We start from the raw sequence: 22342 nt of genomic DNA on the forward strand, positions 1-22342 counted from the left end.
CAAAATGAATAATTCAGTCGAAGAAGGAAAACCAATTGCTATAACTAGCTATATTCTAATTATTGGTGTTTTAATCGCCATGAGCATGAATTCTGAGAACAAAAATAGTTTTGCTTCCTTTCATATCCGCCAATCTTTAGGATTATCTTTAACCTTTATTTCTTTGGGTGCAATCATTAGTAATTTCGATAGTTTCTTCATTACTTTCCCAATGTGGATCTGCATTTCAATTCTATGGACTTTCGGTATTTTTAATGCCATTCAAGGACAAATGAGACCTATTCCTTTAGTTGGAAATTTATTTCAAAAATGGTTTAAAAAAATTGGTTAATTTTTAAATTTCCAATTTTTAAGTACCAAATTCCAAACTAAAAACGTCAAAACTTTGACAAAGTTAAGAACTGAAAACCGCGACTGAGACTGAGACCAAAAATTTACAATTCACAACTTACAATTCATAATTAAAAAATGAATCTATCTTTAGAATATAAAATAAGAGAACCAAAAGTAATTTTAGATAAAAATCCTTTATTGCTTTTATTGCACGGATACGGCAGCAACGAAGCCGATTTATTCTCTTTTGCTTCTGAACTTCCAGATAATTATTATATCATTTCTGCAAGAGCCCCTTACGACTTACAATATGGCGCGTATGCTTGGTATGCCATCAACTTTGATGCAGATCAAAATAAATTTTCAGATAACGAACAAGCCAAAACTTCAAGAGATTTAATTGCAAAGTTTATTGATGAATTAGTGGCAAATTATCCAATTGATGCGAACAACGTAACGTTAATTGGATTTAGTCAAGGTTCAATTTTAAGTTATGCAACGGCACTTTCTTATCCTGAAAAAATTCAGAGAGTTGTCGCAATGAGCGGTTATTTCAACGAAGAAATCATCAAAGAAGGTTTTGAAAACAATGATTTCAAAAACTTAAAATTCTTCGCTTCACACGGAACTGTAGATCAAGTTATTCCAATTGAATGGGCAAGAAAAACACCTGCCGCTTTAGAAAAACTTAATATTCCGCTTACGTACAAGGAATATCCTGTTGGACATGGAGTTGCTCCTCAGAATTTCTTTGATTTCAAGAATTGGTTAGCTTTATAACTCATTTAAAAAAAACAAAGAAAAAACTTACTTTTTTTTTCTTTTGCAAATTATATATTGTATTTTAGTCTTAACAAACTAACGTAGTTTAATAAAGATAAAAATAATTAAATACCCAAAAGTTTCTTTAAAAGGAAACTTTTGGGTATTTTTGTAATAGTAAGAGAATGGAAAAAAATTTTGATATAATTTTTCTAGAAGAGGTTTTTGATTTTCTTAGAAATTTAAAAGCAAAACATTCAGAAAAAATACTTTATAACATTAGAAAATCGCAAACAAAAAATGACCCTGAACTTTTTAAAAAGTTAAATAATGACATTTGGGAGTTTCGAACTTTATATCAAGGAAATCATTATCGATTATTAGCTTTTTGGGACAAAACCAATACACAAAATACTTTAGTAATTTCTACACATGGCTTTATAAAAAAGCAAGGCAAAGTGCCCGAGAAAGAAATATTAAAAGCGCAAAAACTGAGATTAGAATATTTTAAAGATAAAGATTAAATTCAATTTTAAAAATATGAAAACATATAATTTGAATCAAGTAACAGATGAGATAGTTGGCAAAATCGGAACTCCTGCAAGAGATCAATTTGAGTATGACTTGCAAATGGATTTAATCGGAAATGCTATTAAACAAACTCGTAAAGAGCGTAATTTAACTCAAGAAGAATTAGGAAAACTTATTGGGGTACAAAAAGCGCAAATATCTAAACTTGAAAAAAACGCTGGAAATGTAACACTTGAAACTGTTATTAAAGTTTTTACAGCACTAAAAGCTACAGTCAAATTTCAAATAGAATTAAAAGACTTAACGATCAGTTTAGACAAATAAATTTTGCTATTTTATAACTACAATACTTTATAAATGAACACCAAAAAACTTGATAATCCTGCATTAATTTTAATTGATATTCAAAAAGGCTTTCATGATATTGCCTATTGGGGCGGCGACCGTAATAATGTTACAGCAGAAGAAAAAGCTGGCGAACTTCTGGAAATTTGGAGAAACAAAAAATTGCCTATTTTTCACATACAACATTGTTCTTCAAATCCAAATTCAATTTTAAACGAGACAAACCCGGGAAATGAATTTCAAAATGTGGTAAAACCTCTTGAAGGAGAAATCATTATTAAAAAGAATGTCAACAGTGCTTTTATTGGAACTAATTTAAAAGAGCTTATTGATAATGCCGAAATAACTAATCTTGTTATTGTGGGTTTAACTACAGACCACTGTGTTTCTACCACGACAAGAATGGCTGGAAATTTCGGTTACAATGTTTACTTGGTTTCTGATGCAACGGCGACTTTCAATAAAAAAGGCTTAAACGGAGAAGAATTCTCTGCCGAATTAATACATCAGACTGCTTTAGCAAGTTTAAATGAAGAATTTGCCCAAGTCGTAGATTCTGAATTTATTAAAGAGATTATTTAGTATTCAGTCGCAGTCGCAGTTTCAATCTAACTATAAAAAAACTTTGTCAAAGTTTGAAACTTTGACAAAGTTCTAACTGAAAACCGAGACTGTGACTGTAAACTTTTATTCTCCAGTATAAAGAATCTTCTCTCCTTTTTTCAGAACATAACCTTTCCACGGAATCAACTGCCAGTCGCCGTTAATCCAAGAATCACCTTCTGATTTTCTTTCTAAAATAATGGATTCTTTTTGAGTATCTAGGAAAAGCTCTGCTTTATTTCCGTCAAAAATTACATAGGAAACGGTAGAATATGCTTTTCCATCTTCAGCATGATTTAGTCTTGTGCTGTTTTCAAAAACTCTAATGCATTCTTTTTTCAAAACCGACCAAGTATAGCCTGCCGAAGCTTTGCATCCATGAGAATCGGAATCTCCTCCAACGACAGCTTCCTTTTCAGGTTCTTTTGGAGTTGTGCTTGCATTTTCTTGAGAAACTTTTTTTCCGCAAGAAATTGCACTTGCCATAATCAAAAACAAAAACATCTTTTTCATAATCCTATTTATTTAAAAGTCAAAAAAAAAAATAGGATTAAAAAATCCTATTTTTGATATAACCAAGTTTGATTTACTTCAAAGGTAATATTATCATCATTATCAACAAAGTATTTTAACAAGACTTCTCCCCATAATTCTCCGTTACTGTAATCTGCAATGATCCATCTATGGTTTAAAATTTTTACTTTATTAATGATAAATTTGTTTGGCCCAATCTGATCTTGTCCCGTGTAAGGATTCCCTTTTGGATTAGAATTAAAGTCCAATAACTTTTCTGTCACAACCGGAATTAGTTTTTCGTATAAAATTACTTTTCCTCCAGAAGCGCTGTTATCGAAGTAGTTTTGCGCATTTTCGTTGTGTTCTAAAGAAAAATAATCTGCTTCTGCCAATTTATTTTTCATCAAACTAATGCTGTCTCTTAACTTCTTAGTGGTTTTATCATATCGCTCTTGTCCAAATTTCACTTCTCCGCTATAAAACGAATACGTAAAAACATTCATCAAAATGGCAAGAATAAAAAGATAAAGCATTAAAGATTTTTTCATTGTGTGGTATAATTAAATTGTAATTTCTAAATTGTCGTAAGCCAGAAAAACATTTTCAGGAAGCTGTTTCTGAACTTCCTCATGAAAACCTAAAACATGGCTGATATGAGTTAAATAAGCTCTTTGAGGCTTAACCAAATTAATAAAATCAAGTGCTTCTTGAAGATTAAAATGAGTATCGTGAGGTTCAACACGCAACGCATTTACAACGAGAACTTTTATTCCTTTCAGCTTCTCAACTTCAGCTTGTTCAATTGTTTTTACATCAGTCAAATAGGCAAAATCTTCAATTCTGTACCCAAAAACCTGAAGATCGCCATGCATAGCGTTTATCGGAATTGCCATTTTATCTCCAACGGCAAAAGATGCATTATTTTGCACTTCGATCGTTTTTACGCTTGGAGCTCCTGGATATTTATTTACAGTCTCAAAAACATAATCGAAACGACGTCTTAGATTATCTAAAACGCGTTTATGTCCGTAAATCGGAATTTCTCCTTGTCTGAAATTAAACGGACGAATATCATCTAAACCAGCAGTGTGATCAGAATGTTCGTGGGTAAAAAGAATTGCATCGAGCTTTCGGCATCCGCATGAAAGCATCTGCTGTCGGAAATCAGGACCGCAATCTATTACATACGAATGCTCCTCCCATGTTATCCAAATGGACACACGAAGCCTTTTATCCTTAGCATCAGTGCTTTTACAAACTGGATGATCGATTCCGATAATTGGAATGCCTTGAGAAGTGCCTGTACCTAAAAAATAAACCTTCAATTGAACTTAATTTTTTTACAAAAATAGATTATTTCTCTTTCATTAGACTGCTAATTTACTAACTTTGTAACAAATCTATTTAAAACAAAATGGGTACAGAAATAAAACTCAAAGGTGACAAGGTCATCGAACAGATTCCTTCTATAAAAGACAAAGCGTTACGCATTAATTTAAACGAAAATATTTACGGAACATTTGCTGAGATTGGCGCTGGACAGGAAACTGTTAGACACTTTTTCAGATCGGGAGGTTCGTCGGGAACTATTGCAAAAGCCATGTCTGCCTATGATAAAGATTTCAGTGATGCTGTTTATGGAGCTGAAAGCGACGGAAGATATGTTACCGAAGAGCGATTAAAAAAAATGCTTACCCATGAAGGACAAATCATCGAAGAGCGTTTAAGCCGAGAAAAACACCCAACAAAACTTTTTTTCAGTTATGCCAATACCGTTGCCACAATAGATTTTGCTAAACAATTTAAAGGTCACGGATGGGTTGGAATTCGATACCAAATTGAACCAGACGAAGCTTATAACGAAATTATTCTTCACATTCGTTTTAAAGAGACCGACGCAAGATTACAGCAAGAAACACTTGGAATTTTAGGAGTTAACTTAATTTATGGTGCTTTTTACAAATACAACGATCCAAAACGATTACTTCGTTACTTATACGATCACTTAGACAAGGATCAATTAGAGATCGACACCATTAACTTTTCTGGACCGCGTTTTGCTGATGTAGACAATCGTTTGATGAGCTTACAACTGGTCAAAAACGGAATGACTGATGCCGTAATGTTTAATCCAGAAGGAAAAAACATTCTACCGGCAGCTATCTTGTACAAAAAGAATCTTTTAGCTTTGAGAGGAAGTTTCCGTCCTGTTACGAAAGTAAATATGGATATGTATGAGAAATCATTAAAAATGTTCCTTGAAGAAAATAAAGTTGAAAAAAATAATACGCTTGTTATTTTTGAAATTACACTTTCGAATTTACGTTCTGATGGCGAAATTGACGAACGTGACTTTATGGACAGAGCCGAATTACTTTGCTCTCTTGGCCAAACGGTTATGATTTCAAATTTCCAAGAATACTATAAAGTGGTAGAATACTTCGCCAATTATACTAAAGCCCGTATGGGATTGGCAATGGGTGTAAACAACCTTGTCGATATTTTTGATGAGAAATACTATCGCCACTTAAGCGGAGGAATATTAGAAGCTTTTGGAAAATTATTCTATCGCGATATGAAAGTTTTCTTATATCCAATGTTAGATGAAGATGGAACTTTAATGAATTCAAATAACTTAAAAGTTCATCCGAGAATGAAAGAATTGTACAAATTCTTTAAATTCAACGGAAAAGTGGTTGATATTGAAGATTACGATCCAAATATCTTAGATGTATTCTCTAGAGAAGTTTTAAAAATGATCAACCAAGGCAAAAAAGGATGGGAACCAATGCTTCCTTCCGGTATTGCAGAATTAATCAAGGAACATCATCTTTTTGGATACCATCCACAGAAAGAATTAGAACAAAATACGTAATATAAAAGTCCCTTATCGGGACTTTTTTTTTAGTTTTCAGTCTCAGTTTTCAGTCACAGTGAGCACTGAAAACTGAGACTGCGACTTAAAACTATTTCAAAATCTGAGAAGCATGTTCTTTTGTTTTTACATTCTCAATTACTTCTTCGATAGTTCCTTTTTCGTCGATTACAAAAGTAGTTCTGTGAATCCCGTCGTATTCTTTTCCCATAAATTTCTTCGGCCCCCAAACTCCAAAAGCATTTATAACCGATTTGTCTTCATCTGCGATTAACGGGAAAGGCAATTCGTATTTTTCTTTGAATTTTACTTGTGCTTTTGCACTATCAGCGCTTACTCCTAAAAGTTCGTAATTATTGACTTGAAAACGGTGAAAATTATCTCTTAAATCACAAGCCTCGGCTGTGCATCCTGGCGTACTTGCCTTTGGATAAAAGAAAACAACTAATTTTTTACCTGCATAATCTGCCAGTTTATGTGTTTTTCCGTCTTGATCTGTTCCCGAAAAGTTTGGCGCTTTATCTCCTGCTTTTAGTGTTGTCATATATTTTTATTTTAGATTGTTAATTTTAGATATTAGATTAAAAAACAAAGATAACTGATAACTATTTACCGAGCTAATAACTCATAACTCATAATTCATAACTTATTTGCCCCAGATTGAAGTGAAAACCCCGGAATTATGATAGCTTACATTTTTTGTATTTAAAAAGCGACCGAAGGAAGCTCTTTTAAATACTTAAAAATGTTGCTAGCATAATGAGGAGTTTAAACGGAAAGCTGGATTAGGCACATCATTAAAATTATACTATTTTTACAGCATTAAAAATACGGAAATGAATAAAGAAGCTCGCGTACAATTTGTTATCGACAACTTAAAAGAACTCTACCCTACTATACCTGTTCCGCTTGACCATAAAGATCCTTACACGCTTTTAATTGCAGTTTTATTATCTGCTCAATGCACAGATGTTCGTGTGAATCAGATTACACCACTTTTGTTCGCTAAAGCTGATAATCCGTACGATATGGTCAAAATGTCTATTGAGGAAATCAAAGAAATTATACGCCCGTGCGGTTTGTCTCCAATGAAATCAAAAGGAATTCATGGTTTATCTGAAATTTTGATTGAAAAACATAATGGAGAGGTTCCGCAAAGTTTTGAAGCCCTAGAAGCTTTACCTGCTGTTGGTCATAAAACGGCAAGTGTTGTCATGTCACAAGCCTTTGGTGTTCCAGCTTTTCCTGTAGATACACATATCCATAGATTGATGTACCGATGGAATTTATCTAATGGAAAAAATGTTGCGCAGACCGAAAAAGATGCGAAGAGATTATTCCCGAGAGAATTATGGAATGACTTACATTTGCAGATTATTTGGTACGGCCGAGAATATTCTCCTGCGCGCGGATGGAATTTAGAGAAAGATATCATCACGAGAACTGTCGGAAAAAAATCTCTAATTGAAGAATTGCAAAAAACAGCATCAAAAAAATAAGGCACAAAGATAAAAATCTCTGCGCCTTTGTTACTTTGCAACTTTATGCCTTTTAACAGGAAACTACATTCCCGCTTTCAAAGCATTATATTCTGCTGTCATATCAAGCGATCTGTAGACACCCAACAGCGTTTTTGTTGCATCTTGATTTTTTGGTTCAAGCGTAAGCACTTTTTTCAGATACGGAATTGCACTTCTTGTGATGTCGTCTTTTCTGGCATTCAGCTTATCATACTTCTGCATCTCAGCTGGCGAAGTTCCCAATGATGAAATTTCATCAGCTAAATCTTTCTTTATTTGCAATTTCAAATAAGCCAAATTGATATAAGCATCTATATAATTCGGATCTAATTCTAAAACATAATTATAAATGGATTCCGCTTTCGAATAATCCTTTTTCTCAAGATATGCATAAGCCAAATTGTTGTTCACTTCTATTTTTTTAGAAGGCACAGATTCTGTTCTTGGCTTTTCATAAAGACCTTGCTGTATAGCCGATTCTCGAGCTTTTGGTGAAATGAAAACATCTTCTTCTTTTGTTTTCTTATTTGTAGCGTAATACAAAACACCTTTTCCTGAATAATTAATCTTTTTTAGAAGTTCATAATAAGTCACAGCGGCATTGTAATCTTTTGCATTAATAGAAGAAGAGGCCGCATTGTACAAGTTTAAAGTATCTTTCTTGTCGAATAAATATACCTTATAACTTTTCTCGGCACTTTCTTTATATTTTCCAGCATTAAAATCTGCCATAGCTCCATTTACAAGACTGGCTTTCATGTCTTTTAAAGCCATATTAGCTTTAACGGTCCATTTAAATTTTCCTGATTCGTTCTCGTACAAAAATACATCTTGATATGATTGCGATGCCAATGTAAAATTATTTGCTGCATCTATATTTTTTACAGCCAAATCTTTTAAAACGTTCCCTTTTAAGAAGTAGTAATCAGATTTGTCTTCATCAGATGCGTTAAGAATAAGATATTCTGTCTTAGTTAAAATCGCTAAAGCTTCCTGGCTATTTCCTTTATCAAATAAAGACTGTGCTTCCTTAATTTTGTCTTTTTGGGCAAATGCGCCAATACTTATCATCAATAAGCATGACAACACTTTAATGTTCTCTTTCATTTTGCGGTTAAGTTTTGGTGATTAAATGATTTTCTTAGTTTGTTTTGAGGTACAGTAATAAGAGATAATTAAACTGGATTGAAAATTACCTTTATTACCATTTTATGAGAAACATTTGCTGGTCCAATTGTCACTCAATAATCAAATGGGCATCAAACTTAACAAAATAAAGCAGGGTAGTTTTTCTTCATAAACAATCTGTTTTGGGGTTAAATATTTAATTCTTAATGTATTGTTTTTCCAATTTTTAACTTAAACTGAATTTTCAATGCGAATAATCCTTTACAAAAGCATTTATACCGAATAAAAAATTAGTTTTTTAACTAAAATAGAATTAAAAATCAAACAAACACATAAAATCCAATCAAAATATTAAATTTTAACAAATTAGAGAGAAAAATGCTGTAAAACCTTATACTTTTTTTACACAAAAAATTAAAACAAAAAACTCACTACTTGTATATAGAATATACAAACAGTGAGCTCTTAAACCAAAACGACCATTTGGTTTCTTTTTTATAAACATCCGACAGGAGCAGTGGGCTGTTTAGTTAGCTATAATCTCAAAATTTTTATCGTCGATCTTAACAACAGTCAAGGCTTTCGAGTAATTCAATAAAAAAGAAACGACTTCTTTTTTAGGTTTAAGATTTTTAGAAGCTAGTGCTTTTTTTGAGTAAATTTTCCCCATACTATCAAAATGTTTTATACTAGTATAACGGGCTAATTATCAAAATAGTATTAGTTGGTTAAAATAATTTGATGTTTATCTATTATTTTTCTCAAATTCATCAGTGCATAACGCATTCTTCCAAGCGCCGTATTGATGCTTACGCCAGTTACTTCTGAGATTTCCTTAAAACTCATATCTTGGTACATACGCATTACTAGCACCTCTTTTTGATCTTCTGGAAGTTCTTGGATTAGTTTTTTTAAATCAAGTTCTACTTGATCTACAATCATTTTGCCTTCAATTGTAAGCGCATCATCTGACATAATAGAGAAGATAGAAAATTCTTCTGTTTCTCTGTACATTGGCATCTTCTTAGTTTTTCTAAAATGATCCACGATTAGGTTATGAGAAATACGCATTACCCAAGGCAAAAATTTACCTTCTTCGTTATACGAATTGCTTTTTAAAGTTTTAATTACTTTAATAAATGTGTCTTGAAAAATATCATTTGAAATATCTCTATCAGCGATCTTAGAATATATAAAACCATATATCTTAGATTCGTGCCTTTTTATTAATGTTGCCAGTGCAGCTTCGCTACCGTCAACATAACTTTTTACTAATAGAGCGTCTGGAGTATGCAGATCAGCCATAATAACTACTTTTTTAGTTTTATTTTAAAATTTGGAGTATTTTCTAAAAAGTAGTTTTTTTATATAGGCGTATCTTTTTTGGTTATGTTAATATTGTGACCAAATTTAACAAATTTTACTTTTAAAAAGCAAATAAAATCATTAATTATTATTAGTAAAACTTTTATTAATGTATAATAAACATAAAATTTACGTAAAAAGAGCTAAAAATCCGTAAAACAAAAGCGCTCAAAAAGTGTTAAAAAACAAACGTAAATACCTTACAATTAACAAAATAAAGTTTAATCACTGCACTAAATTCAAATTTAAATTACAATTTTTCCTGAAATAAATCGACAAATTCTCGATAATTTTCTAAAAAAGACTTTAAACTACATCTTTTCGTATTTGAAAAACAGATTTTTTTTGGCAAAAGATTTCATTGGAAAGCATTTTATTATGATAAAATAGTTAAGATTTGGAACTAAATCCTTAACTAAATCCAATTCAAAATTGATTACTTTTGTAAAAATTGACTTTTTTATGCAAATTGACCTTTCTAAAATAGATCCAAAATCAAATATTATAATTAAAGGAGCGCAGGTACATAATTTAAAAAATGTAGATGTTGTTATTCCAAGAAATAAACTGGTTGTCATTACAGGTCTTTCAGGATCAGGGAAATCGAGTTTAGCTTTCGACACTTTATATGCCGAAGGACAAAGACGATACGTAGAAAGTTTATCTTCTTATGCTCGTCAGTTTTTAGGTCGTTTAGACAAACCTAAAGTAGAATATATTAAAGGTATTGCTCCTGCAATTGCTATTGAGCAAAAAGTAAATACTACCAATGCCCGTTCGACTGTTGGGACTTCTACAGAAATATACGACTACATCAAACTTTTGTTTGCTAGAATCGGACGCACATACTCTCCTATCTCTGGACAGGAAGTCAAAAAAAATACGGTAACGGATGTTATTTCTGATGTCAAAAGCCTTCCTCTAGACAGCAGATGGCTTCTCCTTGCTCCTATTCATTTAGAAGAAGGAAGACAGCTTGAAGATAAACTAAAAGTACTTTTACAGCAAGGTTTTGCACGTATTTTGGTTGATAATGAAATGATTCGTTTAGATGAATTTTCAGCCTCAGATTTACATCAATTTGACAATAAAGATATTTTATTGATTATTGATCGTATTGTTGTAAAGGAAGAAGAAGAATTTTACAATCGTCTGGCCGATGCAGTTCAGACTGCTTTTTTTGAGGGGAAAGGAATTTGTTTTCTTCAGGAATTAAACGGTGAGAAGAGATTTTCTTATTCGAATAATTTTGAACTTGACGGAATAACTTTTCTTGAGCCAAACGTTCATTTATTCAGTTTCAACAATCCATATGGAGCCTGTCCTGTTTGTGAAGGTTACGGAAACATCATTGGAATTGATGCTGATCTGGTTGTTCCAAACACTTCTTTATCAGTTTACGAAAGTGCTATTTATCCGTGGCGTGGTGAAAGCATGAGCTGGTATAAAGATGAATTGGTAAAACATGCTTATAAATTTGACTTCCCAATTCATAAACCCTATTTTCAATTAACTGAAGAACAAAAGGATTTAATTTGGACGGGAAATCAATATTTTCAAGGTCTGAATGATTTCTTCAGGGAATTGGAAGAAAAAAATTATAAGATTCAAAATCGTGTAATGCTATCACGCTATCGTGGTAAAACGAAATGTCATGCGTGTAAAGGCAAACGCTTGCGCGAAGAAGCCTCTTATGTAAAAATCAACGGTAAAACGGTTTCTGATCTGGTTGATTTACCAATTAAACATTTGGTCACTTTCTTCAAAAACATAGAATTAAATCAATACGAACAGCAGATTGCAAAACGATTAATGATTGAAATTAATAATCGTTTGTCTTTTTTATCTGAAGTTGGTTTAGATTACCTTACTCTAAATAGAAATTCTGCAACTCTTTCTGGAGGGGAATCACAGCGAATTAATCTGGCAACTTCTCTTGGAAGCAGCTTGGTTGGATCGATGTATATTCTCGACGAACCAAGTATTGGTCTGCATCCTACAGATTCTGAAAGATTAATCAAAGTATTGCTTTCTCTTCGTGATCTTGGCAACACTGTAATTGTGGTTGAACATGATGAAGATATTATGAAAGCGGCCGATATGATTATTGATATTGGCCCCGAAGCTGGAACTTTTGGAGGAAAATTGGTTGCTCAAGGAACTTATGACGAAATTTTAAAGTCAGATTCTTTGACTGCAAAATATTTAAATGGCGATTTAGAGATTTCTGTTCCGAAAAGAAGAAGAAAATACAAAAATCATATAGATATCATCGGTGCACGCGAAAACAACTTAAAAAATATTGATGTCACTTTTCCTTTAGATGTTTTAACTGTTGTTACAGGTGTTTCCGGAAGTGGAAAAAGTACTTTGATCAAGAAAATTTTGTTTCCTGCAGTACAGAAAAAACTGGAAAGCGCAGCCGAAAAAGCAGGACAATTTTCTGAGATTTCAGGATCATTTTCTCAGATTAAGCATATTGAATACGTAGATCAAAATCCGATTGGAAGAAGCTCTAGATCAAACCCTGTAACGTATATCAAAGCGTATGATGATATTCGTGATTTGTATGCCAAAGAAAAATTGTCAAAGATAAGAGGTTATCAGGCCAAACATTTTTCTTTTAATGTTGACGGCGGACGATGCGAAACTTGTAAAGGAGAAGGCTCTATAAATGTCGAAATGGTTTTCATGGCTGACGTTTCTCTGCCTTGTGAGACTTGCGGAGGAAAACGATTTAAGAAAGAAATTTTAGAAGTAACTTTTGACAATCAAAATATCAATGATATTCTTACCATGACGATTGATGATGCGATTGCTTTTTTCGAAAAAAATAAGCAGTCCAAAATCACTCAAAAACTACAGCCTTTACAAGATGTTGGTTTAGGATATGTTCAATTAGGGCAATCTTCTTCAACTCTTTCTGGTGGAGAAGCACAGCGTATTAAATTGGCTTCTTTTCTAGTAAAAGGCGCCACAAAAGAAAAAGCATTATTTGTTTTTGACGAACCTACCACGGGTCTTCACTTTCATGACATTAAAAAGCTTTTGGCTTCGTTTGATGCTTTAATAGAAAAAGGGCATTCGATAATTGTAATTGAACATAATCTGGATCTTATTAAATGTGCGGACTGGATACTTGATTTAGGACCAGAAGGAGGAGAAAACGGAGGGCACTTGCTTGCATCTGGAACTCCAGAAGATATTGTAAAAGTAAAAGAATCTGTAACAGGAGTTTATTTAAAAGACAAATTGTAACATATACCTTTTTCAATAACAAAAGCCATAAATACAATTGATTAGTTTGTATTTATGGCTTTATAATTTATTTCTCTTTTTAATGTTCTTAAGCTACTAAACATCTTTCTTCAAAAGGAAGACCATCTTCGTCAATAGCTACTAAAATCTTTTTCTGTTTTGAAGCCTCAAAAGTGAGATAAAGCCACGCAAATGACCACAAACCTAGAGTTAAACAGAAAATCATAAAATTTAAACTGTGGTTAACCACTTTTCCTCCTTTAGATAAAACTGCAAAAAGCAATTCATCGTTTCTTTCTTCTAAAGTAAATCCATTATGAACCTTGTTTGATATCATATTAGAAAATACTTGCATGCTTTGTTCATGGCTGAGATGATTGTACTTCATAATTACTAATCTACAATTAATTCTGGTTACACTTTTATTTGTAATTTCCTGCAAAAATATTCAATTCTAAAAAATAAAAAAATACCTACATTTAATCGTTTTGTTAGAAAAAAAACTGCATTTTGAGCAAAGTACTGCTAAACATTCATGATAAAGTTAATTTTTATTCAATTAATTACAAAGTATTCAAGTGTTAAAGTTTTAAATTTAATCACTCGTTATCAATTATTTAACCTTTGTTCTTAATATTAAAAACAGGAGATTCATAATCTTCTTTTAAATAATTTGGCGGAATCGTTGTGGTGTTTCCATCTCGTAAAGCACTGTAATGAGGCGACATGATCTCGATTCCAGCCGCATTAAAAGAATCTTGAATATTCTGATGAAGCGAAGAATAAATTCGTGGCTGTTTTGTTGGTTCCTTAGTATAAACATTGATTTGATATGACACATAAAAATCATCTAAACTGGTTTGCAGTACAAACGGTGCAGGTTCTTTTTCTGTCATTTCTGTTTTTAAAGCCGCATCAATCAAAGCGACATGAATGTCTTTCCAAGGAACATCATATCCAATTGTTACCGTGGTATGAATCAATAATCCATTAGTCGCTTGATTTGTATTCGCTGAATAATTTGTTGAAGTACTCGACAAAACAGTCGCATTTGGAATCGTAATATCTTCAAATTTTGGTGTTCTTATTCTGGTTACCAAAGCTGTTTTTTCAATAACCTCTCCGCTTACATCGCCAATTTTGATATAATCACCAATTTTAAACGGGCGCATGTAGGTAATAACCAAACCAGCTACCATATTGGCAATTGCATTGGAAGAACCAAGTGAAAACAAAACTCCTACAAATACCGAAACTCCTTTGAAAATTGGAGAATCTGAACCTGGCAAATACGGGAAAATAATTACCAGCATAAAAGCATACATCAAAAGACGAATTACATTGAAAGTTGGCAATGCCCAATCGCTATAAAAACCATTAATCTTAATGTTTTCTGATTTTATTTCATAAAAGAAAAACTTAATTATTTTAAGCGAATATTTAAAAATAATAATGATTACAATTATAGTAAACAAGCTCGGAAGAAAACCAACAAACCCCATAAAAGCAGATTTTGCAGGAGTTAAAATCCATCTCAACAAGGTTGTGGTGTAATCTTTTGTAGCCGGAAAAATACTAAATAATACAGGAAGAGAAAGATAAACGATTAAAATAAGCGTGATTATTTTTATAACGCTGAAGATTCTAAGCAACAAAATCAACTGCTTTTCTGGAGATAATATTTTAATGGAATTATAATGCACTCCTTTAAAATACTTCGCTCTATTTTTTACAACATAGTTTTTGATGAAGTTAAAAATTTTGGCAGTCAAAAATAAAATCAAACCAATTATCAAAACCAATAACGCTGTATAGCCTATTCGTTTTGGCAATTGCGAGTAATTTTCATTCTGATATATTATCGCACTTTTAATCTTCGCCAGATTACGGTTAGCAATATTGGCCATTGTTGAATTTTCTGCTTTCGCATCAGCATCCAAAACAGACATGATAACAAAATCGTTTTGGTAAACAATATCCATAGAAACGTCTGACGGCACGATTTTAATAGAATCCTTCTCAAAAAAAGATTCATTGTAAAGTCTTTTGATTTTATTGGAAATGTATTCTGCCCGTTCTTTTGCAGAAAAAGAACCCACATTATGGTAAACTAAAAAAAGTGTGTCTTTAAAAGGAGCTACTGGATAACCTTTTATTTCGACAGTTTTCTGTTCTTTATCAGAAGTCTTCAGATTCTTAGTCTGGGCATTTACCGAAAAAACAAATAAAACAAAAAAGAAAGCTAATAATCTAAGTACTTTTATTCTCATATTCAATTAGAAATAAATTAGTTATCCTTTCTAACAAATATAAAAACAAAAAAGCTACGATTTTAAATTATTTACATTTTTCCTACAACTCCCAATTAGATTTTAATCCCGATCTTTTTAAAAATAGAATCTATAACATTATTAATGTCTGGAGATATCTTGAATTTATAATTCAGATACAGATATACAACAGTTACTAATATCGATTTCAGAGCAATACTGATTAATTGAAAAAATGGAAATTCCCAGAAATAAAACAGTAAAAACAATGCAAATGTTAAAACCATCGAATGAATCGTCTGTTTGGTAAAAGGATACAAATCAAGCTTCTTAACTACAAAAAGCAATTTAGCCAAACTGTATAACGTAATAGACAAAAGTGTTGCAAATGCTGAACCCATAATTCCAAAATCAGGAATAAACAGCATGTTTAAAATCACAGTTAAAACCACCAGCATCAATCCTAAATATAATACCATTCGGTAATATTTGGTATTAAAAATAATGGCATTGTTATTTCCTAAAATCAAGTCAAAATATTTAGAAAGACCAATCATAAATACAACTGAGATACCGCCGCTATATTCCTTTGGAACCAATTCGTACAATTGGTTAATATTGACAAAAATGCATAACATTACAAATCCGCCTACAATCTGCAAGTTAATAGACGTTTTCTTGTATAGCTGATTCAATTCGTCGTGTTTATTTTCATGCATCAATTTAGCAGTAATTGGATACACGATTTGATGCATAGCACGGCTTGGTACCGAAATAACCAAAGCAATATAAGTAGCTACAGAATAATAAGCAATATTTTCAATTTTCATGTATTGATTAAGCATCAACTTATCGCCGTCTAGAAGCAAATTGGCAACGCTTCCTGAAAGAATAATATAAAAAGTATATTCCATTACTGCTTTTACATTCTCAGGTATTGTAATCTGGAAATTCGGCTTTTTGATATAGAATGCATAAAACATCGTAATCAGAAATGCAAAAAAATAGATTCCTGCTGTTATGTACACAAATCCAACCAGTGAAATCCAATTAAAATATAATCCGATTAAAGCAAAAGTTGAGAGCAATCTTAAGCCAACTTCTTTGATAAAATTTCCGAAAACAGAATGCATATGCACTCGCGCCCAAGCGTAAAAAATTTCAAAATAAGCCATACAGATTCCGATAAACGGAATAAGAAGCATAAATTCACGAACAACTGGGTTTTCTTTGGAAACAAAATCGGTTATATCGTCATAGAAGAAGATTCCGATAAGTCCCAACGGAATACACATTAAAATTGGAAACAGCGCTGTAAAGGACAAAAACTGCTCTCTTTCTTCCTCTGTTTTGTACTGCGAATAAAATTTTACGAGCGTATTTTGCATTCCGATTGCAAACAGAGGCATAATTACGTTTGCCGCAGAAGTAATGTAATTGGTTAATGCGTAATATGTTGCCCCAAGAAAAACGGGATAAAGATATAAGGTATTAATGGCTCCGATACCAAAACCAATGTATGTAATTATAGTATTTTTAAAAGACTGATTTAAGACAATACCCATTTTTTGAGTTTAGATTGTATGTGATTTTTAAATGATTATCCTTTAATCAGCTGTGCTAATTGTTTGGTTAGATTTTTTCTTGAATATTGCTGTAAACCAATCCCATGCGACTGCAATTTCCCTTCTAAAAACTGATTAAAAAAGTCCAAAATTACACTTTTTAATTTCGCTTTTTCAGAATAATCAAAAAATACTCCAGTATTGGTCTGTGTAACAATATCGGCAAAGTCAGAACCCTGAGGTCCAATGGCAATTATTGGACGGTTTGAGACCATATATTCGAACAATTTTCCAGGAATAATGCTTTTCGTATCTTCAGAATTAATCTCTATTAAAAGCAATACTTGAGATTTTCTTTGGTGCGCCACAGCTTCTTTATGAGAAACGTAACCGACTAAATTTAAATAATCATTTAATTGATGTTCTTGAATAGCATCTAGAACTTCTTGACTTACAGCTCCAATTAATTTTATTTCTAAATGGGTTTTAAATTCTGGAACTTCTTGCAGCAATTCAACCAAAACTTCCCACAAAAATGGCGGATTTCGATCAGACAAGAAAGAACCAATATGAGCTAAAGTAAATTTAGTATCTAAAGTCTGTTTTTCTACAGTTTCAACATCGTAACCGTTTGTAATTACCGTAATTGGTTTGTTGGTAATAGCCTCAAATTCAGATTTTGTAGTTTTGCTGGTCACAATGATTTCGTCTGCTGAATTAAGCACTTTATGCTCTAAATTTTTATGCTTTTTTTCCGCATAAGAAGATAAACGAAGTGCTTTATGATATCCGATCGTTGTCCAAGGATCGCGAAAATCGGCAAACCATTTTACTTTTAATTTCTGCTGTAATTCTAATCCGATTAAATGCAAACTGTGCGGCGGTCCAGAAGTTACAATTGTATCGATATTATTTTCTTGAATGTATTTTTCTAAATAAGAAACTGACGGTTTTACCCAAAATACACGCGCATCTGGAATAAAAAGATTTCCACGTACCCAAAGAAATGTTTTATCCAAAAAGGTCTGCTTTTTCTTTTGCGGAAAAATTCCAGAACTGATTTTCTTGGTTTTATTTTTTGAAAAAATAGAAGCCAATTGATAAGGCTCCCAAATTTTATTCCTCAAAACAATTACTTTATCTGATATTTCGCTTACCAAACCTTCATCTACAATTGGATAAGTAGGGTTTTCTGGAACATAAACTATGGGCTGAACATCAAATTCAGGAAGATATTTTACAAATTTCAACCAGCGTTGTACTCCTGGCCCTCCAGCTGGTGGAAAATAATAGGTAATTATTAAAAGTTTTTTTTGTTCCAAGGAAAATGAGATTAATATTTTTTAAAGCGGAAATTTAAAATATTGAAATTTTAGACTTCTTCTTTCTTATTAGAATTTTTACTTTCAAAATAAACTCCTCCAACCAAAAGCAACAACATTCCAATTGAACTTATTAAAGTAATTGTTCCTCCTGTTTTAATAATCTGAGGCTCAAATTTAAATTCAATAGTGTGTTTTCCAGCAGGAATTTCCATGGCTCTTAAAACATAATCGACTGGGAAATGATCTGTTAGTTTGCCGTCAATATAAGCGTTCCAACCATTTTTATAATACATTTCAGAGAAAACAGCTAAACCATCTCCTTTATTTTCTGACTTGTATTTGATATAATTTGGCTTATACGTAACAACCTTAATTGTACCTGTTGTATCAAATGCTTTCTTCAATCTTGCATTTTGGAATTTGCTTTCATGTTCGTGAACATTGAAAACTGCTACTTTTTTAGTATCCAAAGTGTTCAAAGCTTTCATTACATCGTCTGGTTTGTTTACCAGTTTCACCGTTTCCACAAACCAAGCATTTCCGTTTGCATCTGGATTAACAGCAGGAATTTGGTTTCCGTCTTTATCCACTTGAATAACATACTTAACATTCAACATATTAAGCACTTCAAGGTTATTTTTAGCAATTTGATAATCGTATAATTGCTGCATTCTTCTAGGTCTTACAGCACTATAACCTCCAATTGTTTTATGGAAATAAGAAGATCTTCCTTGCAATTGTCCTTGAAGATCAAATACACGGTAAATCGAAGTATCTTTCAAAATCTGAGCATCTGCTTGTGTCTCTTGGAAAGGAGCAGCAATCTGAACTGGGCTTACAAAATCTTTAGCAGAAACGTATTTTTTGTCCACAAAAAACAAATCAAAAATCATCACTAATCCAACTACCACCAAAGTAGTTGTCTGAGAAAATTTATTCTTTACAAACATCCACAGAACCACAAATGTCACGATAATTAAGAATCCAGATCTTAATAAATCTGCATAATACATCGTCATTCTGTCTTCTTTTAAAGCATCAACGAAACCTGGACCATAGCTTTCCAAATAAGCATTATCATTTATTCCTGTAAAATGGAAGAAACTTTTTGCTATCAATAAAATAACAAGCACGCCTAAACCAAAAACTCCTGTCTGCACTAATGCTTTCTGCTGTAATTTTGGCTCATCTTTAGCTTTAAAGAATGATTGTAATCCCATAACAGCTAAAACAGGGAAACATAATTCTAGAATAACCTGAATTGAAGATACAGCTCTAAATTTATCATAAAGCGGGACATATTCAATAAAAAAATCTGTCAATAAAGAGAAGTTTTTTCCCCAAGAAAGCACTAAAGTGAAAAGTGCTCCAGCAAGAAAAACATATTTGATTTTTCTTTCGTCAATAAATAAAGCTAAAACTGCCAAAAAGAAAACTACAGCTCCAATATAAGCTGGTGCCGAAACAATTGGCTGATCTCCCCAATAAGTAGGCATTCCGGAAACAAAATCCTGAGCTTGAGAAGCTGGAACTCCCTGTTCAAGCATAAACGCGTACATACGGCTGTCTGTCCCTACATTTTCATGGCTCGAACCTCCAAAAATTCTAGGAGCAATTAAATTTAAACTCTCTGCAATACCATAACTATATTCTGTAATATAATCAGTAGTCATGGAGGCAGTAGTTTCATTTTTGGATCCGTCTGGATTAAAAGTCAACTCGCTTTTATCTCTAATACTGTATTTAGCGTATTCGTTTGTTGCCATCAAATTACCTGCATTGGCACCCAATGCAAAAATTCCGGCAACTAATAAAACGCCACAAGAAATAAGAAGTCCTTTAAAATCTTTTTCTTTGATAAAATTATACGCATAATATCCCACCAAAATCAATAAGAAAATCAATAGATAATAGGTCATTTGGAAGTGGTTGGCACTAATTTCTAATGCCACTGCAAACATAGTGAGCAGACCTCCCCAAATGTATTTCTTCTGAAAGACGAGTATAAATCCAGCAATTACCAATGGCATATAAGCAATAGCATGTGCTTTTGCATTATGACCAACTCCTAAAATGATGATCATATAAGTTGAAAAACCAAAGGCAATTGAACCGATAAAAGCTTTTAGGGGATCTGTTTTTAAAACCAACAATAAGCCATAAAAACCAAGAAAATATAAGAATAAGTAATCTGCAGGACGCGGTAGAAAACGCAATATGTCATCTACTTTACCAATAAAATCGTTCGGATAATTTGCTCCAAGCTGATAGGTTGGCATACCTCCAAAAGCAGAGTTTGTCCAATAAGGTTCAGCATTTTCAGCAGCTCTAAAGTCATTTTGCTCTTTGGCCATTCCGGTGTATTGAGCAATATCAGACTGGAAAATCTGTTTTCCCTGAAGAACTGGATAAAAATAAATTAATGAAACAAAAATAAAGCCCAATATAACAAGGGCATGCGGATAGAACTTATTTACTATTTTCAATTTTGGCTGGTTTGGGTTAAAATGAATCCTAAATTTTCAGGACACAAATCTAATCTATTTCTTCGTAATCAACATACTCTCCCACCTTTTTGGTTTCGCGCGGGTTTTTAGCATTAGCAGTATTAATAATTATTTCGTCTTTATTATTATTTGTGTTCTGCCAAGTGTTGCCTTGATTGTATTGTTGGTATTGCTGCTGTTGTCTTTGAAAATTTTCGCTAGCATTTTCTACTGCCTTTTTTACCAAGACTGGCAAAAAGATTCTAGCCAAAAATTTCATGATATAATAAAAGGCGATTAGCCCAATAATGAATCTTAAACCTGAAAATGATGCTTCTTGCATAACTCTATAATTTTTTTCCAAAATTAATAAATCCGTTGTTTAAAAATAAAATATGAATCTTAAATAAATAATAAAATATGTACATTTGAAATGCGTTATTATTTTTAATCCAAAAAAAATTATATGTTCCAAATTAAAAACTTACTTGCCCCGGTACTTTTTTTTATTCCACAACTATTTTTTGCGCAATACACCGACGTTATTAATTCCAACCGCCCTGGAGAAACCATGTCAGCTTATGCTGTCGGAAAATCGGTTATTCAAGCCGAACTTGGAGTTTATGGCATTAAAGAAAAACATGATTTATTAGACTACGATGCCAGCGGTTTTGGCACAGATTTAACTATCCGATTTGGTGCTTTTCTAGAACAATTGGAATTTATTGCTGATCTTCAATATCAGACAGAAAATTTTGACACTCCGTACACTAGCTACAAAAAAAACAATTTTAGACAGACGGTTTTAGGAGCTAAATATCTTATTTACGATCCGTACAAAAATTACAAACGTGAAGTAAATATTTACAGTTATAAAGCCAATCGTAATTTTCAATGGCGAGAGCTGATTCCTTCAGTTTCGGTTTTTGCTGGAGCCAATTTTGTTGGTGCCGATAATCCGTATTATTTTTCTCCAGATGGAGCCATTTCTCCTAAAGTTTCGATCATTACCCAAAACCTTCTTGGAGGCGGATCTTGGGTTTTTGTTACCAATATTATTGCAGATTATATCGGTACAGACTATCCAAGTTACGGATATGTATTAACTTTGACGCACGGATTTAATGACAAATGGTCTGGTTTTCTTGAAAATCAAGGATATAAAAGCGACTTTTACAGCGATTCAATTCTTCGTACAGGTGCCGCTTATCTCCTTTCTTCGAACTTACAGGTTGATGCTTCTATAAGCACTAACTTTAAGAATACGCCTTCTATTTTATATGGCGGAGTTGGAGTATCATGGCGTTACGATGGATGGTACAAAGAAAAACTGATAGAGGACAAAGCAGCTGCCAGAGCAAAAAAGAATCCAGACAATGAAAAACCAATAGATTATCAGGAAAGAGAAAGAAAACGTAAATCGAAATACGAATAAGACATAAATAACCCAGATCCTTTTT

General features: G+C 32.5%; 21 protein-coding genes. 9 read left to right on the plus strand and 12 right to left on the minus strand.

From position 1 onward, the window contains the following. The first annotated feature begins 4 nt into the window (after positions 1–4). The 5 genes from BB050_RS00940 (at position 5) to BB050_RS00960 (ending at position 2553) form a co-directional block, all read left to right on the plus strand. Positions 5–331 carry a membrane protein gene (locus tag BB050_RS00940; RefSeq protein ID WP_008462543.1) on the plus strand — a complete coding sequence of 109 codons (327 nt, stop codon included), beginning with the start codon at positions 5–7 and terminating at the stop codon, positions 329–331. 137 nt (positions 332–468) lie between these two features. Then, positions 469–1113, plus strand: a complete 645-nt coding sequence (locus tag BB050_RS00945; protein WP_066032258.1) for an alpha/beta hydrolase — start codon at positions 469–471, stop codon at positions 1111–1113. A gap of 167 nt (positions 1114–1280) precedes the next feature. Beyond that, complete coding sequence (locus BB050_RS00950) at positions 1281–1619, plus strand: type II toxin-antitoxin system RelE/ParE family toxin (RefSeq protein WP_066032259.1); 339 nt, start codon at positions 1281–1283, stop codon at positions 1617–1619. 16 nt (positions 1620–1635) lie between these two features. Then, positions 1636–1950 (plus strand): helix-turn-helix transcriptional regulator, encoded by a 315-nt coding sequence (locus BB050_RS00955; RefSeq protein ID WP_066032260.1) that lies wholly within the window; start codon positions 1636–1638, stop codon positions 1948–1950. A gap of 33 nt (positions 1951–1983) precedes the next feature. Further along, positions 1984–2553, plus strand: a complete 570-nt coding sequence (locus BB050_RS00960) for a cysteine hydrolase family protein (RefSeq protein WP_066032261.1) — start codon at positions 1984–1986, stop codon at positions 2551–2553. Positions 2554–2658: 105 nt separating this feature from the next. Here BB050_RS00960 and BB050_RS00965 read toward each other — a convergent pair whose 3' ends face one another. Genes BB050_RS00965 through BB050_RS00975 form a run of 3 tightly spaced genes read right to left on the minus strand, consistent with a single transcriptional unit; the run spans position 2659 to position 4415 of the window. Next, positions 2659–3087 carry a hypothetical protein gene (locus BB050_RS00965; RefSeq protein ID WP_236940402.1) on the minus strand — a complete coding sequence of 143 codons (429 nt, stop codon included), beginning with the start codon at positions 3085–3087 and terminating at the stop codon, positions 2659–2661. A 47-nt stretch (positions 3088–3134) separates the two neighbouring features. Then, positions 3135–3638: a hypothetical protein gene (locus BB050_RS00970; protein ID WP_035690590.1), complete on the minus strand. Its 504-nt coding sequence runs from the start codon at positions 3636–3638 to the stop codon at positions 3135–3137. A gap of 12 nt (positions 3639–3650) precedes the next feature. After that, positions 3651–4415, minus strand: coding sequence for an MBL fold metallo-hydrolase (locus BB050_RS00975; protein ID WP_066032263.1), 765 nt, complete (start codon positions 4413–4415; stop codon positions 3651–3653). Between the two features lie 89 nt (positions 4416–4504). On the opposite strand from BB050_RS00975, the gene BB050_RS00980 reads away from it, so the two are divergent. Continuing rightward, positions 4505–5965 (plus strand): TonB-dependent receptor, encoded by a 1461-nt coding sequence (locus BB050_RS00980; protein WP_008462537.1) that lies wholly within the window; start codon positions 4505–4507, stop codon positions 5963–5965. 91 nt (positions 5966–6056) lie between these two features. Here the strand turns inward: BB050_RS00980 and bcp are convergent, their stop codons facing one another. After that, positions 6057–6509: a thioredoxin-dependent thiol peroxidase gene (bcp, locus tag BB050_RS00985; RefSeq protein ID WP_066032264.1), complete on the minus strand. Its 453-nt coding sequence runs from the start codon at positions 6507–6509 to the stop codon at positions 6057–6059. Positions 6510–6801: 292 nt separating this feature from the next. On the opposite strand from bcp, the gene BB050_RS00990 reads away from it, so the two are divergent. Then, a complete protein-coding gene (locus BB050_RS00990) occupies positions 6802–7464 on the plus strand; it encodes an endonuclease III domain-containing protein (RefSeq protein WP_066032265.1) in 663 nt (220 codons plus the stop codon). 63 nt (positions 7465–7527) lie between these two features. Here the strand turns inward: BB050_RS00990 and BB050_RS00995 are convergent, their stop codons facing one another. Next, on the minus strand, positions 7528–8592 hold the full coding sequence (locus BB050_RS00995) for a tetratricopeptide repeat protein (RefSeq protein ID WP_008462534.1): 1065 nt from the start codon (positions 8590–8592) through the stop codon (positions 7528–7530). A 741-nt stretch (positions 8593–9333) separates the two neighbouring features. Continuing rightward, positions 9334–9918: an RNA polymerase sigma factor gene (locus BB050_RS01000; protein ID WP_008462532.1), complete on the minus strand. Its 585-nt coding sequence runs from the start codon at positions 9916–9918 to the stop codon at positions 9334–9336. A 522-nt stretch (positions 9919–10440) separates the two neighbouring features. Between BB050_RS01000 and uvrA the strand changes: the two genes are divergently transcribed. After that, on the plus strand, positions 10441–13236 hold the full coding sequence (gene uvrA / locus BB050_RS01005; protein ID WP_066032266.1) for an excinuclease ABC subunit UvrA: 2796 nt from the start codon (positions 10441–10443) through the stop codon (positions 13234–13236). Positions 13237–13324: 88 nt separating this feature from the next. On the opposite strand, the gene BB050_RS01010 is transcribed toward uvrA, so the two are convergent. From BB050_RS01010 to BB050_RS01035, 6 genes are all read right to left on the minus strand, one after another. Next, on the minus strand, positions 13325–13573 hold the full coding sequence (locus BB050_RS01010) for a hypothetical protein (RefSeq protein ID WP_236940403.1): 249 nt from the start codon (positions 13571–13573) through the stop codon (positions 13325–13327). Positions 13574–13853: 280 nt separating this feature from the next. Next, positions 13854–15506 carry a mechanosensitive ion channel family protein gene (locus BB050_RS01015; RefSeq protein WP_066032267.1) on the minus strand — a complete coding sequence of 551 codons (1653 nt, stop codon included), beginning with the start codon at positions 15504–15506 and terminating at the stop codon, positions 13854–13856. Between the two features lie 95 nt (positions 15507–15601). Beyond that, positions 15602–17071 (minus strand): oligosaccharide flippase family protein, encoded by a 1470-nt coding sequence (locus BB050_RS01020; RefSeq protein WP_066032268.1) that lies wholly within the window; start codon positions 17069–17071, stop codon positions 15602–15604. 35 nt (positions 17072–17106) lie between these two features. Continuing rightward, positions 17107–18393, minus strand: coding sequence for a glycosyltransferase family 4 protein (locus tag BB050_RS01025; protein ID WP_066032269.1), 1287 nt, complete (start codon positions 18391–18393; stop codon positions 17107–17109). 50 nt (positions 18394–18443) lie between these two features. Then, on the minus strand, positions 18444–20882 hold the full coding sequence (locus BB050_RS01030; protein ID WP_066032270.1) for a YfhO family protein: 2439 nt from the start codon (positions 20880–20882) through the stop codon (positions 18444–18446). Between the two features lie 49 nt (positions 20883–20931). Further along, positions 20932–21225 carry a DUF4834 family protein gene (locus tag BB050_RS01035; protein WP_008462524.1) on the minus strand — a complete coding sequence of 98 codons (294 nt, stop codon included), beginning with the start codon at positions 21223–21225 and terminating at the stop codon, positions 20932–20934. Positions 21226–21348: 123 nt separating this feature from the next. On the opposite strand from BB050_RS01035, the gene BB050_RS01040 reads away from it, so the two are divergent. Next, positions 21349–22317: a transporter gene (locus tag BB050_RS01040; RefSeq protein WP_066032271.1), complete on the plus strand. Its 969-nt coding sequence runs from the start codon at positions 21349–21351 to the stop codon at positions 22315–22317. Positions 22318–22342: the final 25 nt, after the last annotated feature.

This window comes from Flavobacterium anhuiense (genome assembly GCF_001705175.1).
Lineage (GTDB): Bacteria > Bacteroidota > Bacteroidia > Flavobacteriales > Flavobacteriaceae > Flavobacterium > Flavobacterium anhuiense.

Bases quoted from the DNA above. Each gene is read 5' to 3' on its own strand.
- BB050_RS00940 (WP_008462543.1), top strand. From the start codon at position 5: ATGAATAATTCAGTCGAAGAAGGAAAACCAATTGCTATAACTAGCTAT.
- BB050_RS00945 (WP_066032258.1), top strand. From the start codon at position 469: ATGAATCTATCTTTAGAATATAAAATAAGAGAACCAAAAGTAATTTTA.
- BB050_RS00950 (WP_066032259.1), top strand. From the start codon at position 1,281: ATGGAAAAAAATTTTGATATAATTTTTCTAGAAGAGGTTTTTGATTTT.
- BB050_RS00955 (WP_066032260.1), top strand. From the start codon at position 1,636: ATGAAAACATATAATTTGAATCAAGTAACAGATGAGATAGTTGGCAAA.
- BB050_RS00960 (WP_066032261.1), top strand. From the start codon at position 1,984: ATGAACACCAAAAAACTTGATAATCCTGCATTAATTTTAATTGATATT.
- BB050_RS00965 (WP_236940402.1), bottom strand. From the start codon at position 3,087: ATGAAAAAGATGTTTTTGTTTTTGATTATGGCAAGTGCAATTTCTTGC.
- BB050_RS00970 (WP_035690590.1), bottom strand. From the start codon at position 3,638: ATGAAAAAATCTTTAATGCTTTATCTTTTTATTCTTGCCATTTTGATG.
- BB050_RS00980 (WP_008462537.1), top strand. From the start codon at position 4,505: ATGGGTACAGAAATAAAACTCAAAGGTGACAAGGTCATCGAACAGATT.
- bcp (WP_066032264.1), bottom strand. From the start codon at position 6,509: ATGACAACACTAAAAGCAGGAGATAAAGCGCCAAACTTTTCGGGAACA.
- BB050_RS00990 (WP_066032265.1), top strand. From the start codon at position 6,802: ATGAATAAAGAAGCTCGCGTACAATTTGTTATCGACAACTTAAAAGAA.
- BB050_RS00995 (WP_008462534.1), bottom strand. From the start codon at position 8,592: ATGAAAGAGAACATTAAAGTGTTGTCATGCTTATTGATGATAAGTATT.
- BB050_RS01000 (WP_008462532.1), bottom strand. From the start codon at position 9,918: ATGGCTGATCTGCATACTCCAGACGCTCTATTAGTAAAAAGTTATGTT.
- uvrA (WP_066032266.1), top strand. From the start codon at position 10,441: ATGCAAATTGACCTTTCTAAAATAGATCCAAAATCAAATATTATAATT.
- BB050_RS01010 (WP_236940403.1), bottom strand. From the start codon at position 13,573: ATGATATCAAACAAGGTTCATAATGGATTTACTTTAGAAGAAAGAAAC.
- BB050_RS01015 (WP_066032267.1), bottom strand. From the start codon at position 15,506: ATGAGAATAAAAGTACTTAGATTATTAGCTTTCTTTTTTGTTTTATTT.
- BB050_RS01020 (WP_066032268.1), bottom strand. From the start codon at position 17,071: ATGGGTATTGTCTTAAATCAGTCTTTTAAAAATACTATAATTACATAC.
- BB050_RS01035 (WP_008462524.1), bottom strand. From the start codon at position 21,225: ATGCAAGAAGCATCATTTTCAGGTTTAAGATTCATTATTGGGCTAATC.
- BB050_RS01040 (WP_066032271.1), top strand. From the start codon at position 21,349: ATGTTCCAAATTAAAAACTTACTTGCCCCGGTACTTTTTTTTATTCCA.